Below are 15,451 nucleotides of genomic sequence, written 5' to 3' on the forward strand. Positions count from 1 at the left end.
GCGAGACTCGTTGCCTGATCGCCAGAACACTTGGAAGAACAGAGCATTCGTCGAGCCCGCTTTTCGCCAGCGCCGTCATTCAGGCCGCTGCCGAACCTGCGACAATCAACCTCAGGACAGGGGTAATGATTTGGCCAAGGCTCGACCCGATACTGGTGGCGAAGGGGGCGATCTTGGAAAAAATCGAATCTATAACAGAAGACCGCCAGGTTGCGCTTCTCGGAACCCTTGCTCTTTGGGACGCCTCGTCCGAACCGGTCTTTGACCTCATCGCCAAGGCCGCGCGCGACGCGACCTTGACAGATGCAAGCTTCATAAGCTTCGTCGATGGTCATGGCCTGTTGGGAAACGTCGCGGCAGGAGGCGGTTCGGAGCCTGCTTGTCTGAGGGCCGTGCTCAGCGAGCGAGTGGCGCGATCAGCCCTGCCGCTTGTCATTACAGACGTGGAACGCGACTTCCAGGGTTCCGCGTCGGATGTCGGCGCCTACGCAGGCTTTCCGATATTTGTGCAAGAAATGACGGTCGGCGTCCTTTGCGTGACGAGCGCTGCGCAGCGCTCGTTTTCCGATAATCAACTCGCGCAGGTCGAAACCCTGGCGCAGATCGCCGGTCAGAGCCTTGGATCGCGCCGTGAGCAGCTGTTTCTGTCACAGCTTTTTGGCGGGACGTCCGATGCGGTCATTATCGTCGATGAGCGCCAGACCATCCGGCACTGGAATGCCGCGGCCGAAGCCATTTTTGGCATTAGCAGCGACGACGCGCTGGGACAGTCGCTGCGAATGATTATCCCAGAGCGGCTGCGCGCGGGGCATGATCGCGGATTTGCGCGCCTTTGTCTTGGCGGGCGGCCAACCCTGTCCGGCGCCGTCGAGGTCCCGGCCCTGCGCCGGGATGGAGCGGAATTTCCCGCCAGCTTGGCTCTGTCTGTGTGGCGCGACAGCGAGCGAACCATGATCGGGGCGATCATCAGAGACATCTCCGAGCGGGAGGCGCTCAACCAGGTTCGAGTCGCCAGCGAGGCAAAGACCCGCTTTCTGGCCAATATGAGCCATGAGATCCGCACGCCGCTCAACGGCATCATCGGCCTTGCCGACGTTCTCTCGCGCACGCCGCTGGCGCAGGATCAGACAGATTTGCTCGGTGCGATCACTGGCGCAGCCCGGACCTTGGAGGGGTTGCTCAGCGACGTGTTAGACTTGGCGCGCCTGGAAGAAGGGGCCTTGCGGATCGTCTGTGAGCCCTTCGATCTCCTATCGCTCTCGCGAGAAGTCAGCGCCTTGCATCGCCCTCGGGCCGAAGCCAAAGGCCTTGCCTGTATCCTGGTTCAGCCTGAAGGTGAATGCTGGGTGGCCGGAGACCAGATGCGGCTGCGACAGGTGCTAGGCAACCTTCTGAGCAATGCCGTGAAGTTCACTCACGAAGGCTCTATCCGTCTGGAGCTCGCGCGCGAGGGCCAAACATGGCGATTTACTGTCAGCGATAGCGGAATTGGCTTCGACGAACAGGCTAAGGCTCGCATTTTCGACCGCTTTACGCAGGCGGACGATTCCATCACGCGGCAATACGGCGGGTCGGGACTTGGGCTTTCGATCTGTGTCGATCTCGTACGCGCCATGGGAGGCGAACTGTCGGCCATCTCCACGCCCGGCCAAGGCGCATCCTTCAGTTTCCGGTTAGCCTTGCCCGACGCCCAGGCCAGGGTCGCCGCCGCCGAACCCTCGCCCGTGCAAGAAAGCGGGCTGAAAGTGCTGCTGGCCGAGGATCATGCGATCAATCGGAAAGTCATTGAGCTGATCCTGCAGGAGGTGGGCGCCCAGGTTGTGGCGGTCGGCGACGGTCGCGAAGCGACCACGGCCTATGGCGCCGAGCCATTCGATCTGATCCTGATGGACATGCAGATGCCATTCATGGACGGCCTGAGCGCAACGCGAGAAATTCGCGGTCTTGAACGTCGGCTTGGCCGTTCACCTTGTCCGGTGATCATGCTGACGGCCAATGTCATGCCGGAGCATTTGCGTGCGAGCTTCGAAGCGGGCGCGGATCGACACCTTGGCAAGCCGATCGAAGCAGCACGCCTGCTGGCCGCGATCAACGAGGTACTCTCGGGCAGCCAGGTTCCTATCCGGTGAGCAGCGTTGACCACCGAGCACCCCGAACCTGCGCCATCGAAACCTACCGCACCGCAAAGCCAGCCCGGCAGCAAGCGCCGCCCCATCCCGCGCTCGATCCCAACAAGAAGACCGACGCCACCCACGACCCGACCGCCGACAGTGCGGAGCAATGTTCTGACGCTGTCGGCCGACGCGCTCGAACAGCGGCTCCAGTCGCTCGCCACGCCAGGGCTTGCCGATCTTGGCGGGCTGGCAACGCTGGCGGCCGTGGCGGAACCTCTTTCGCAGAGCGTCTATGCGGACCGGCTGGTGCGGGCCCTGGCCGGCGAAGGCGAGCCGCTATCGGACCAGGCGGTCGCCATCATTGAGAGGATCCTCGCCCAGAACCCGCACCCGTTTGTCGTTGCCGCGACCGCGCAGGCCGTCTTGGACACGCCGCTCGGAGCCCAGCAACAGCGCCTGCTGCAGCGGCGCCTGCTACAGCGCGCAACCGTGCGGGATACCCCCGCCGCCTGCCTGATGGCCTCCGAATGCCTGGCCGGCGGCTTTCTTTTGGCGGATCTCCCTGGCGCCTCACGGCCCGCGGCGCTGGCGGCGCTCGACGAAATCACCGCGGATGACGACCCGATCCTGATCAGGCGAGCCGCCTTGCTCGCAGGTCTCGCCTGGCTGTGGGGGCGATCATCCGACCTCGAGGACTTGCTGCTCCGGCTAAGCCAAAACGATGAAGCCGGAGAACAGGCGCTCTTCGAGCTGGCCTTGATCGCGCTGGACCGCGCTCTTGCCGCCGACAGCTCAGCGGCCATGCTGCTGGGGCTGGAGGTGGCGGCCCGCAAGTTCTCAGCGGCGGCCGACGCAGGGCCCGAATTGGTTGAAGCCGCCGCGCTTTCCCAGGTTCTTCTGGCGACAACCAAGTTCTGCTCTGCCAGCCAAGATGGTCTCGAACCGATGCTGGCTCAGGCCGTCGACGCCGCGGCGACCCGGCGCCGCGAACTCGATCGCCAGGCGTTGCGAAGCTGGCTGCGCCCGCGGCTAGACGTCGAGACGGCTTGGTGGTCGCTGGCCTCGTCGCTGAAGGGTCTATCGCTGCAACTGGCTCAGCCGAGCTGGCTGCGCGCGGTTCCAGTCCTGGAGCAGATAGCGCGGTTGCGGCGAGCCATGGTGCCGTTGGCTTCGCCTGGGGGCGACGTCCTTCGTCGCTCGATAACCGATACGCTTGCTCTGAGCTTTCTGCGCCAGGAGGGGCTTCGCAGTCACCTTACCGCTTGGCGCGACGACATATCCACATCGGAAGCCGATCGCAGCGAGGCGTCCGTTTTGCTCGAGGCGATCGCGGAACTCGGTTCCGTGCGGTCCGCGCCAGAGGAGGGGAGCGCCGCGCCATCGACCGCCCAGGAGCAGCATCTCGCGGGCCTGATTTCTCTATCGGCGCCGTTAAGTTTCACCGGTGCGCTGGAACGCGCCTACGTCGCCATGGACGGTGCGGTCGATGGGCACGTCGACTATGTCGGCGAACTGCGCAACGACGTGGGTGTGCTAATCACCTACCTAACGCTTTTCCTCGGCCACTGCCTGGACATGACGCCGACGATGGCGAAGGGCGGCTTTGAATTTCTCTTTGCGAACGGTGGGGCCAAGCCGCTGGAGGAGGAACTGCAGCGCGCCTGCTGGCATTTCCTTCGCCTCCAGGCCCACGGCTTTCCACATCACCAGATCATTCGCGAACTCAACGACGTAGGGGGAGGGCGAGCCGACATCGCCATCGTCCGGCCCCAGCACCGCCTGGTCATCGAGGTAAAGCGTGAGCTTGTCGACGCATCGCGCGAGGGGATCAGCAAGTACCTCGGGCAGACGGCTGCCTATGAACTGACCGGACCGCGCATCGGGTTCCTAGTCGTATTGGATCTCGTCTCCCAACGCGGCTGGCCCTTGACCCTGGAAGACAACTGCTGGGTCGAGCAAGTCCAGACGCCAAGAGACGCGGTCCCTAGAATGGTCTGTGTCTGGCGGATTCCTGGCGCGCGTCGAACTCCCTCGGCCATCACCACGCCCATTCAGTAGAACGGGCTTTGTGACGGCTTCACCTTGAGCGCGCCGAAGCTTGGAGCCTTGACTGAACGGGTGCCGGATCTCACCTCTGACCCCAGCGCCGATCTTCGAGTCCAAGTGATCCGTGCGGGGTAAGTGGCGTGTGGTAATAGAGCGTAATCTAGATTGTGATAGAATTTACGTATTGCTCGCAATGCTATGCATTGCGGTGCGCCGCCGAATTAGTAGAACGTCTTGAAGTGTCCTGATGACAGGGCGTCGGGCGGGCTTCAACGCACCGCGCGCAGGCGTGCAACCGCGTAGGTCGGAATGAGCGCTAGCGGCTCGCGCTCACCGGCCGCCGACGCCAGCCATCGGGCCAGAGGCTTGAGGCCCACCGGGGCCCGGAAGGCGCGGCCGTCCTTGCTTACGGCGATCGATGGCGGCTCTTGTTCCTGGAAATCTATCGCCAGGTCGAGCGCCCGGGGCGCGCCGCCTGAGCGGGTCGCCGTCCAGTCTATACTGGTGGGGCCAAGGCGGCTGGGGCGATCGAGCACCAGACGCTCGGGCTCGTAGCCCGCACCGCGCAGGGCGGCGAGCGCCAGATAGAGTTTTTCCTCGTAGTCGATCATGACCTTGGTCACCGCGCCCCTCCCCAGAAGCCGGACCATGGACGCGCCGAACTTAAGTCCTGTCAACCAGACCCGGCCGCGACCAAGGGTCTCAGACCACCGCCGCCCAGAAGGGCGCGCCGTGCGTGAGGGCGGCTATAGGGCGGCCGTCGGGCAGGGCGGTGTCGTCCCACCATTCGGGCGCGATGCTGGGCGCGCCGCTTGCCAGACATGCCGGCGCGCAGCCGACGCCGGCGACAACGACCAGTCGCTTGGTTCCAGCCGCGCGCTCGAAGGCGACCACCTGCTCTGCGCGTCGGCCCTGGACCGCCAACGCCCGCAGCGGCGCGCAGAAGACATCGGGATGCTGGCGGCGCAGGTGCAGGAGCTGCTTGATCAAGGCCTGTTTTGCGCCGCCGTCGCGCCAGTCGAACGATCCTGGCACGCTGTGCAGGGCCTTCACGCGCGCCTCGTAGTCGACCGGCCGCCGGTTGTCGGGATCGACCAGGCTGAAGTCCCAAAACTCGGCCCCCTGGAAGAGATCGGGCACGCCCGGCAGGGTCAGTCGCAGTCCCGTCTGCACGAGGCTGTTGGCGACGCCGGCTGGCGCGATGACCTCGACGAGCGCCGCGCAATCGTTGCGAAAAGCCTCATCCGGACCTTGGAGCAAGCCCCGCAGATAATCTTCGCAGGACGCTTCGTAGGCCTCGTCAGGAACACTCCAGGCCGAGCGCAGCTTGGCTTCGCGCAGGGCCTTGCGCTGCCAGCCGACGAGACGCTCGGCGAAAGCGGTCTGGCCCTGCGCATCCGCCGGCGAGAGATCCAACGGCCAGGCCCCCAGGATCGTCTGATGCAGCATGTGGGCGTCGCCTGGGTCCATCGGGCCAGGTGGCGCAAGGTCCAGCCAGGCCTTGGCGCGATCCGCCCAGGCCTCTGGCATGTGGCTCAACACCGCCAGGCGCGCGCGGACATCCTCCCCGCGCTTGTGGTCGTGGGTGGCGGTGGTCAGCAGGCTATTAGGAAAGGCCCGGCCGCGCTCGTCGGCAAGCGCCAGGAACTGGGCAGGCGAGGTCGACAGTCGTCCGGGATCGAAGCCGACATCATTGCGCGATAGCAGCCGGCCATATCGGTAGAAGGCTGTGTCCTCCACAGCCTTGGCGGCGACGGGGGCGCTGAGCTGCTCGAAGCGTCGGATGGCCTGCGCCCTAAGATCGGCGGGAAAGTCGCCGTCCGCCGCCAGCCAGCGGCGGATCTGGGCCAGGGCGGCGGCTGAGGAGGGCTCGGCCGCGGCGGCGCGATCCCAGGGCTCCTGCGCCGCTTCGTTCGCCTCGTTGGCGTAGGTACGATAGGTCGAGAAGGCGGTGATCAGCGCCGCCAGGGCCCGGCGAAGGCCTGGCGTCGGCAGATCCCGCGTTGCGATATCGGCCCGGGCCAGCCGATGGAAGGCCCTGGCGGCTGCGTCCAGCTGGGCGGCGAAATCGCGGGTGAGCACCTCGCGGCGTGCGGCGTGCTCCTCGATCGCGAAATCTTCCGCGCGCCCGCTGATGGCTTTCCACAGCGCGGCCAGGGGCTGGGCGCCCGCCGCGGCATGCTGGACGGCGGAAATCTCGTTCATGACCTCGTAGCCGGTCGTGCCGTCGACGCCCCAGTCGCCGGCCAGGGCCTCGCCGCTACCGAGGATCTTTTCGACCACCAGCCAGGGCGTCCGGTCGGGCGCGGCCGCTGTCAGCGCCTGACGCAAACGCCGACCATAGGCGCCGGGCAGGGCCAGACCATCGACATGATCGACGCGCAAGCCGTCGATCAAGCCCTCGCGATAAAGCCTAAGGGGCAGGCCATGGACGGCGTCAAAGACGACAGGGTCTTCGATGCGCAAGCCCGCCAGCTCGGTGATGTCGAAGAACCGCCGCCAGTTGATGGCGTCGCCAGCCGTGCGCCACCACGCCAGCCGGTAGTGCTGCTGCTCCAGGAGCTTGTGCAGGCTGGCGCTGTCATAGGCCTTGGCGAGACGCTCCGGATCGATGTCCGCAACCGCATCGGCCCCAACGGCGGCCAGGACGCTGGCGTAGTCCTCCCGCCGCAGCGGAAAGCGGTGGGCGCCATGAGCCAGGACAGATAGGCGGCCAAGATCGGCTTCGACATCGAGCACGATATCGCCGGCCGCAAGCGCCTCGCCATAGGGCGCGCCCAGGAACGGGGCGAGCACCTTGCCGGCGAGATCGCGATCGGCAGGGGCCCAGTCGATGTCGAAATAGCCGGCGTAGCGACTGGCCTGGCCGTTTTCGAGCACGTCGAGCCACCATGCGTTGTCGCCGCCGCCCACCGCGAGGTGGTTGGGCACGATGTCGAGCACCAGTCCAACACCCTGGCTGCGGAGCGCGTGGACCAGGGCTCGAAAGCCCTCTTCGCCGCCCAGGGCCGGGTTGATGGTGGTGGGATCGGTGACGTCGTAGCCGTGCGTCGATCCCTCGCGCGCTGTCGCGATGGGCGAGGCGTAGAGGTGGCTGATCCCCAGAGCGGCCCAATAGGGGGCCAGGGCGGCGGCGGCGGCGAAGGGGAAGCCGGCGTGGAACTGGACGCGGTAGGTTGCAGTGGGGGTCATCGCGGTCTCTGGGCGCGCAGCCTTTCGAGGCGCGCGGCGACTGGAGGTGAAGCAAGCAGGGCCGAGCTTGGCTGAGGAAGCCGGCGGCGCCAGTTGGGGTGGGCCTCGACGACGCCTGGGAGGTTGGGCGCCTCGTCCAGGCCCGCCAGGTCCTCGATCGGGATCAGGACGAGCTCGCACGTGGTCTCGGCGACCAGCTGCAGAGCCAGATCCACGGCGACGTCGGCGGCTTGGGGGACGTCGGCTGCGGGCGGCGGAGCGCGCGTCAGACCCGCATGATCAGCCGTCCGCCAGAAGGCCTCACGTTCGGCGGCGCGCGCGAGGGTCTCGGCGTCACGATCGCCAGGCGCGCCCAGGCGACGGCGCCAGTCGATATCGCGGCCGCGCCACCAGCCGGCGACCGGCGCCAGGTCGTGGGTGCTGGTCATCGCCACGGCCCGGCTGTCCCATTCGCCAGGCGGCCTGAACGCGCCCTCCGCATCTCGTTCGAAAGGCAGCACCCGCATGCCCAGGAGGCCGTGTTCGGCCAGGCGCTTGCGAAAACCGGGGGGCACCACGCCAAGGTCCTCCCCGATCACCACCGCGCCGGCCCGGTGCGACTCCAGGGTGATCAGGCTAAGGAGGTCCTGAATGGGGTATCGCAGATAGGCGCCCTGGTCGGCGCTGGCGCCATCGGGCACGACCCAGAGCCGGCCCAGACCCAAGGCGTGGTCGATGCGTACCCCGCCCGCATGGGCAAGGGTCGCACGCAGGGTGGTCAAGAACGGCCCATAGCCGCTTTCGACGAGGGCGTCGGGCGCAAAGCTGGTGATGCCCCAGGCTTGGCCCGCGGCCTGGAATGCGTCTGGCGGCGCGCCGAGCGTCAAGCCCATCATCAAGTCCTGCGGGCGGCTCCAGGCGTGCGCGCCGCCAGGATCGAGCCCCACCGCGAGATCGGCGATCAAACCCAGCCCAACACCGGCCGCTTTGGCGGCGGCCTGACTCTGGGCCAGGCCAAGATCGGCCAGCCACTGGGCGAACAGGAAAAATCCGACCCGATCGCCAAGACCCAGGGCGTCGGCCTCGTGCTCGGCGGTCTTGGGCGTGCGGAACGGCGCGGGCCAGGCTCGCCAGTTTCCTGCCCCCAGGGTGGGCGCAAACCGCTCGTCCAGCGCCTCGAACAAGGCGTGCCGCCGCAAGGCCTGGCCGCCCGCGGCGATGAATTCGTCCAGGCGCGCGTCGCCGGCGAACACATGATAGGCCGCGTTGAGCCGCGCAAGCTTGGCGGCCGCGCTGGCGCTCCAGTCGATCAGGGGCCCGCCGGCGGCAGCGGGGGGCGGGGCGCCGATGCTGCTGGGATCGCCAAACAGGATGTTAAGGTGATCGCGGCTGGAGGGCGAATAGGGACTGCAGCGCTCGGGCGCGGCCGGAAAGAGCGCATTGGTCGGGCTGATCGCCAGGGCGTCGGCGCCGGCCGCGCCAGCGGCCTTGGCGAACGCCGCCAGAGATGAAAAGTCCCCAAAAGCGCCGCTGTCGCGCAAGCCGTAGAGCTGGACGCCAAGGCCCCAGGCGGGACGGCCCAAAAGGTCGTACGGCGTCAGGCATCGCGGGGGACAGACCGCCAGGGACAGGCGCTGCTCGTCCAGATCCAGCCAATGGTAGCCGGGCGTCTCGATCGTGACGCTGATCTGGCCGTCGCTCGCCGCAAGATCAAGGGTTTGACCGTCTTCGAGCGTGAGGCGCGCATGGCCCGATGCGCTGGCGAGGCGCAAGGACGCGCCGGCCTGCACGATCATGAGGTCGCCGCGGCCGCGGCGGCCAAGCTGGGCCAGGGCCTCTTGCGGCGCCTTGGGGTCATGGCCCAGGGCAGCGAGCACCGCCGCGATCGTCTCGCGCCCCACCTGGCGCTCGACCCCGTTGAAATCGGTCCAGTCGACCAGAACGCCGACAGCCTGCGCCAGCTCCAGCAACGGCTCGCGGCTCATGGCGCGGCCTCTAGCCAGGCGACGAAGCTGGCGGGCGCCAGCAGGCCGCCGCTCGGGGCGGCGCCGACCACGGCCAGCGGCGGGCCTTCCGGCGATGCTGGGAGCACCGCCGGCTCGTCGCCGAGATTGACGGCCAGGGTGAAGGTCTTGGTCTCAAGCCGCCAGCTGGCCTGGACGGCCTTGGCGCCGATCGCCTCGGCGCCAAGGCTCATAGCCGTCTCGATGTGGGGGGCAAGATGCTCGCGCCGCAAGCGCAGGAGGTGGCTGGTAAGAGCGCGCCAAGCAGCCGCGTTGGCGCCAGGCTGGGGCCTTGAGGCCTCAAAGGTTTCCTTGGCGTTGGGATCTGGGATGGCAGCGCGGGCCTGCGGATCGGCGAAGGCTGGGAACTTGGCGAACTCGCGTCGACGACCCTCGCGCACGGCGTCGGCTAGGGCGTCGTGAAAGTCAGTGAAGAACAGGAAGGGGCTGGCCGAGCCGTCCTCTTCGCCCATGAACAGCATCGGGATCTGCGGGCAAAGCAGCAGCAGGCCCATGGCCGCCTGCAGGCGCTCTGGCGAGACCAGCCGCGTCAGTCGCTCGCCCAGGGCGCGGTTGCCGACCTGGTCGTGGTTCTGCAGGAAATTGACGAAGGCGGTTGGCGGGAGGCACCCGCTGGAAAGGCCGCGCGGTCGGCCGTCATGATTGGGGGAGGGCTGGCCTTGATAGATGAAGCCTTCGGCGAGACAGCGCGCCAGGCGTTCGGCCGGGCGATCGGCGAAGTCCTGATAGTAGCTGCTGGTCTCGTCGGTGAGCAGGACGTGGACGACGTTGTGGAAGTCGTCATTCCATTGGGCGTCGAAGCCGGCCGTCAGCCGCGCGGCGTCGTTGGCTTCGTTCTCGAGCACCAGATGGATCGGTCGCTCGACGATGCGCGAGCGGATCTCGGCCGCCATGGCGTCGAGAAAGGCGTTGTCGCCGATGGCGTGGACCGCGTCGAACCTCAGGCCGTCGAGCTTGTAAGTCTCGAGCCAATAGAGCGCATTGTCGATGAAGTAGCGCGCCACCGCGGGTGTTCCGAAGGCGATGGCGGGACCCCAGGGCGTCTTGCGATCTTGGTCGAAGAAGGCTCCGGCATAGAGCGGCAGGTAATTCCCGTCCGGGCCGAAGTGGTTGTAGACCACATCCAGCAGCACCATCATTCCAAGGCCGTGGGCGGTGTCGACCAGGGCCTTGAGCTGTTCCGGAGACCCATAGGCTGGCGCCAGGGCGTAAGGCAGGACGCCGTCATAGCCCCAGTTGCGTGCTCCGGAGAACGCGTTGACCGGCATCAGCTGCAGGGCCGTCACGCCCAGCCGCGCCAGATCCGGCAGACGGTCGGCCAGCCCTTCGAAGCCGCCCATGACCCCGCAATGGACCTCATAGAGCACCGCATCGGACCACGGACGACCTGGCCAGTCGGCGTGGCGCCACTGATAGGCGCCATGATCCACCAGAAGGCTCCAGCCATGGACGTCGCTGTCGAGGGCCTGGCCCGCAGGGTCGGGAACCGCGAGCGCTTCATCGAGGCGAAAGCGGTAGCGAGACCCCGGCGAGGCTTTGGTCTCGAGGCCAAACCATCCCTCGCCGAGCGCGTCCATCGCCTGCGCCGGCGCTCCGTCCAGCTCGAGGCCGACGCTTTCTCGGCCAGGCGCCCAAAGGGAAAACCGCGCCCGGCCCGGCGCCGTCCAGGTTGGACCGGCCCGCGCGATCATGCCGCCGACTCGACGGCGCGCAGCACCACCGCGCCGCCGCCGGCCAAGTCGAGGGTCTGGCCGACCTGCTCGGGGGCTGCGTCCGGCTCGGCGCTGTCGACCAGGCGCTCGAACGTCAGGCCCTCGCTGGGCAGGGCGAAGGTCAGGGTCTCGGCCGCGCCGTTGAGCGCCAGGGCCAGGAGTTCGAGGCGGCCGTCGCTCAGCCTGCGCGCGCGCCGCATCACCAGGGCACGGCCCTCGGGGTTTTGCCAGTCGCCCTGCGACAGGCGCTCGCCGCGCTCATCGAACCAGTCAATGTCCAGCACGCCCGGCGCGATCTCCTCCTGGCCATAGAGAAATGCGCCGGCGCGCAGCAGGGGATGGGCTTTGCGCAAGGCGATCAGCCGGGCGGTGAAGGCGGCCAGCGCCTGGCCTTGGGGGCTGGCCGCCTTTGTCCAATCAAACCAGCTGATGGCGTTGTCCTGGCAGTAGGCGTTGTTGTTGCCCTGCTGGGTTCGGCCAAATTCGTCGCCGCCCAGCAGCATCGGCGTACCGAGCGCGGTCATGAGCGTCGTGAGCATCGAGCGCTGGACGCGGCCGCGCTGGGCCAGGATCGCGTCATCCTCGGTCGGGCCTTCGGCGCCCCAGTTGCGCGAATAGTTCTCGCTGTGGCCGTCCTGGCCGTTCTCGCCATTGGCCTCGTTATGGCGGCCGTCATAGCTGACAACATCCTGCAGGGTCATGCCGTCATGGGCGGTCAGCATGTTGATGCTGGCCCAGGGGCGGCGGGCGCGACGATCGAAAAGGTCTCCCGAACCGGACAAGCGTGCGGCCAGGTCGGCCCGCTGCCCTGCATCGCCACGCCAGAACCGCCGGGTGGTGTCGCGGAACTTGTCGTTCCATTCGGCGAAACTCGGCGGGTGGTGGCCCAGCTGATAGCCGCCCGGACCGATGTCCCAGGGCTCGGAAATCAGCTTCAGCCGGCCAAGCACGGGATCCTGGCGCAGGACATCGAAGAAGGCCGCGCCCGGCGAGAAGCCCGCGTCGCCCTCGCGGCCCAGCGTCACCCCCAGATCGAAACGGAAGCCGTCCACCCGGAAGGACTGGGCCCAGTAGCGCAGCGAGTCAGCCACCATCTGGATGACCCGGGCCGAGGCCATGTTCAGCGAGTTGCCCGTGCCGGTGTCATTGATGCAGTGGCGCGGGTTGTCGGCGACCAAGCGGTAGTAGGTGGCGTTGTCGAGGCCGCGCAAGGAGAGGGTCGGTCCCATCTCGCTGCCTTCGGCGGTGTGGTTGTAAACGACGTCGAGAATGACCTCGATGCCGCTGGCGTGCAGTCGGCGCACCGCCAGGCGGAATTCATCGTGGCTGCCGCTGGCCAGATACCGCGCCTCGGGCGCAAAGAAGGCCAGGGTGTTGTAGCCCCAGTAGTTGGACAGGCCGCGCTCCTGCAGGAAGCGATCCTGGGTGAAGGCGTGGACCGGCAGCAGTTCGAGCGCCGTGACGCCCAGACGCTTGAGGTGGTCGATGACCTTGGGGTGGGAAAGGGCCGCGAAGGTGCCGCGATCCTTGGGACCGACCTCTTCGAGCAGGGCGGTCAGGCCCTTGACGTGGGCCTCGTAGATCACCGTCTCCGACCAGGGCGTGTTGGGCCGGCGATCGCCTTCCCAATCGAAGGCGTCGGCGGTGACGACCGACTTGGGCATGGCTGGGGCGCTGTCGCGGCGGTCAAAGGACAGGTCCGCCCGCGGCGAGCCTACATGATAGCCGTGCAGGGCGTCGGTCCAGCGAAGCTGGCCAGCCAGGCGGCGCGCGTAGGGGTCCAGCAGGAGCTTGTTGGGATTGAACCGGTGGCCTTGTTCGGGCGCATAGGCGCCGTAGGCGCGAAAGCCGTAGAGCTGGCCGGGGCGGGCGTCGGGCAGATAGCCGTGCCAGACCTCGTCGGTGCACTCGGGCAGGGGATAGCGGGCCAGTTCCTTGCGGCCCGATGGGTCGAAAAGGCAAAGATCGATGCGCTCGGCGTTGGCGGAGAACACCGCGAAATTGACGCCAAGACCATCGAAGGTGGCGCCCAGAGGATAGGGCGATCCGGCGTCGAGGCGTTCGGGCGAGGGGGTCAAGCGCTAGGTCCTTCGTAACGGAGATAGACAGCCGCCAGCGGCGGCAGGGTCAGGTCCAAGGCCGGGCCATCGGGATGGGGAAGAGCGCTGGCCGCGCCTTGGTTGCCAAGGTCGCCGCCGCCGTAGACGGCCGCATCGGTGTTGAGGATCTCGGCCCAGCGACCTGCCAGCGGAACGCGCACGTGCCGCCTCATCTGCGGCTCGGGCGTCATGTTGACGGCCACGATCACGGGCGCCCCGCCATGGAAGGAGCGGCGCTCGAAGACGAAGACGCCGTCGCGATCATGGTTCTCGGCGATCCAGCCAAACCCGCGCGCGTCGGCGTCGGTGTGGTGCAGAGCGCCTTCCTGGCGATAAACACGATTGAGATCGCCGACCAGGCGCTGCAGCCCGGCGTGCTCACGCGTTTCGAGCAGGCCCCAATCGAGCTCGCCGTCGTGGTCCCATTCGCGCCACTGGCCGATCTCGCCGCCCATGAACAGCAGCTTCTTGCCAGGATGGGCCCACATCAGCGCCAGGAGCGCGCGCAGGTTGGCGAACTGGCGCCAGCGGTCGCCGGGCATCTTCGACAGGAGCGAACCCTTGCCGTGGACGACCTCGTCGTGGCTGAGCGGCAGGACGAAGCGCTCTGTGAAGGCGTAGGTCAGGCCAAAGGCCAGGTCCCCGCCGTGCCAGCCGCGGTGAACTGGGTCACGGTGCATGTAGCGCAGGGTGTCGTTCATCCACCCCATGTTCCATTTGTAAGAAAAGCCAAGACCGCCCTGATCGACAGGCGTGGTCACGCCCGGCCAGGCGGTCGACTCCTCGGCGATGGTGACGGCGCTTGGGAAGTGCTTTGCGACCGCGGCGTTGAGCCGGCGCAGGAAGGCGATGGATTCGAGGTTCTCGCGTCCGCCATGAATGTTGGGCGTCCATTCGCCGGCCTTGCGGCTGTAGTCGCGGTAGAGCATCGAGGCCACCGCATCGACGCGCAGGCCGTCGATGTGGAAGCGATCGAGCCAATAGAGGGCCGAGGCCACCAGGAAGCTGGCGACTTCGTCTCGGCCCAGGTTGTAGATCAGGGTGTTCCAATCTGGATGGAAGCCCTCGCGCGGATCGGCATGCTCGTAGAGGGCCGTGCCGTCGAAGCGCTCGAGCCCGTGGGGGTCGCTGGGAAAATGGGCCGGGACCCAGTCGAGAATGACGCCCAGACCCGCCTGATGGCAGCGATCGACGAAGCGTGCGAGCGCCTCGGGCGCGCCATAGCGTGCAGAAGGCGCAAACTGGCCGAGCGGCTGGTAGCCCCAGGAGCCGCCGAACGGGTGCTCCATGATCGGCATCAACTGAACATGGGTGAAGTCCAGGCCGGTAACGTAGGGGATAAGATGGTCGGCCAGGGCGTCCCAGTCGTGACAGGCCTCGCCGTCCCAGGGCCGTCGCCAGGACCCGGCGTGGACTTCGTAGATCGACATCGCCGCGCCAGCGTGGTGGCGCTCAGCGCGGCCGGTCATCCAGTCGTCATCTTGCCAGGCATGGTCGAGCAGGGGCGCGACGATCGAAGCGGTGGCTGGCGGGGTCTCGCTGGCTCTGGCGAACGGGTCGGCCTTACGCCGCACGACCCCATCGGCGCCTTCGACATCGAACTTGTAGCGCGCGCCAGCCGAGAGGCGCGGGATGAAAATTTCCCAGACGCCGGCCTCATGACGCAAGCGCATCGGATGGCGTCGCCCGTCCCAGCTATTGAAGTCGCCAACCAGGCTTACCCGCCGGGCGTTGGGCGCCCAGACGCTGAACGCCACGCCGTCGACGCCTTCAAGCGCGCGAGGGACGGCGCCGAGCCGGTCGGCCATGCCCATGGCTTCGCCCCGTGCGATCGCGGTAAGGTCGGCCTCTGAAAGCACTGGACCAAAGCCGTAGACGTCCTCGGTTTCCCAGGCGCCATCCGGCCAGAGCACGCGAAGGGCGTAGCTGGCGGTCTGCTTGACCTCGCCGATGAAGAGGCCCGGCGTCGCCTCCTGAAGACGGCCAAGGCGCCGGCCGCTTTTGCGCGAGATGACTTCGACACCCGCTGCGCCGGGCTGAAAGGTGCGCACGACACCCCCGTGGCGTCCAAGGTAGCCGAACGGATCGGACGCCCACGACACCGCACTCTCCGACCCCACCCGCCATCTCCAAATTGCTGCGAGTGCACAACGATCAGGCGATCAATCTGTGCCGGGAGAGATCAAAAAATATTCCCGGAACCCTTGGTCCCGCCCGTTGTTTCCGGGACATCTCATGGAGTAGCGGCGATGGCGTTCGGGGCGTGGCAAGGCTTATTGTGCAGT

General features: G+C 67.2%; 8 protein-coding genes. 2 read left to right on the forward strand and 6 right to left on the reverse strand.

Annotated elements, in window-relative coordinates; genetic code table 11:
* Positions 1 to 173 precede the first annotated feature (173 nt).
* Entirely contained in the window at positions 174 to 2,129 is a 1,956-nt protein-coding gene (locus SGCZBJ_RS01560; RefSeq protein ID WP_165799213.1) for a hybrid sensor histidine kinase/response regulator, read from the forward strand.
* 6 nt (positions 2,130 to 2,135) lie between these two features.
* Positions 2,136 to 4,172, forward strand: coding sequence for a hypothetical protein (locus SGCZBJ_RS01565; protein WP_133149161.1), 2,037 nt, complete (start codon positions 2,136 to 2,138; stop codon positions 4,170 to 4,172).
* A gap of 257 nt (positions 4,173 to 4,429) precedes the next feature.
* Here SGCZBJ_RS01565 and SGCZBJ_RS01570 read toward each other — a convergent pair whose 3' ends face one another.
* The 6 genes from SGCZBJ_RS01570 to glgB all read right to left on the reverse strand — a co-directional run bounded on the left by SGCZBJ_RS01570 (position 4,430) and on the right by glgB (position 15,286).
* Complete coding sequence (locus SGCZBJ_RS01570) at positions 4,430 to 4,783, reverse strand: hypothetical protein (RefSeq protein ID WP_133149162.1); 354 nt, start codon at positions 4,781 to 4,783, stop codon at positions 4,430 to 4,432.
* Between the two features lie 79 nt (positions 4,784 to 4,862).
* Complete coding sequence (treY, locus tag SGCZBJ_RS01575) at positions 4,863 to 7,352, reverse strand: malto-oligosyltrehalose synthase (RefSeq protein ID WP_101716285.1); 2,490 nt, start codon at positions 7,350 to 7,352, stop codon at positions 4,863 to 4,865.
* On the reverse strand, positions 7,349 to 9,316 hold the full coding sequence (gene malQ, locus SGCZBJ_RS01580; protein ID WP_101716286.1) for a 4-alpha-glucanotransferase: 1,968 nt from the start codon (positions 9,314 to 9,316) through the stop codon (positions 7,349 to 7,351). The genes treY and malQ overlap by 4 nt, the downstream gene beginning before the upstream one ends.
* Positions 9,313 to 11,046: a malto-oligosyltrehalose trehalohydrolase gene (gene treZ, locus SGCZBJ_RS01585; RefSeq protein ID WP_101716287.1), complete on the reverse strand. Its 1,734-nt coding sequence runs from the start codon at positions 11,044 to 11,046 to the stop codon at positions 9,313 to 9,315. The genes malQ and treZ overlap by 4 nt, the downstream gene beginning before the upstream one ends.
* Entirely contained in the window at positions 11,043 to 13,145 is a 2,103-nt protein-coding gene (glgX, locus tag SGCZBJ_RS01590; protein WP_101716288.1) for a glycogen debranching protein GlgX, read from the reverse strand. The genes treZ and glgX overlap by 4 nt, the downstream gene beginning before the upstream one ends.
* Complete coding sequence (gene glgB / locus SGCZBJ_RS01595; protein WP_420808142.1) at positions 13,142 to 15,286, reverse strand: 1,4-alpha-glucan branching protein GlgB; 2,145 nt, start codon at positions 15,284 to 15,286, stop codon at positions 13,142 to 13,144. The genes glgX and glgB overlap by 4 nt, the downstream gene beginning before the upstream one ends.
* Positions 15,287 to 15,451 lie beyond the last annotated feature (165 nt).

It is taken from the genome of Caulobacter zeae, from assembly GCF_002858925.1.
GTDB classification, from domain to species: Bacteria; Pseudomonadota; Alphaproteobacteria; order Caulobacterales; family Caulobacteraceae; genus Caulobacter; species Caulobacter zeae.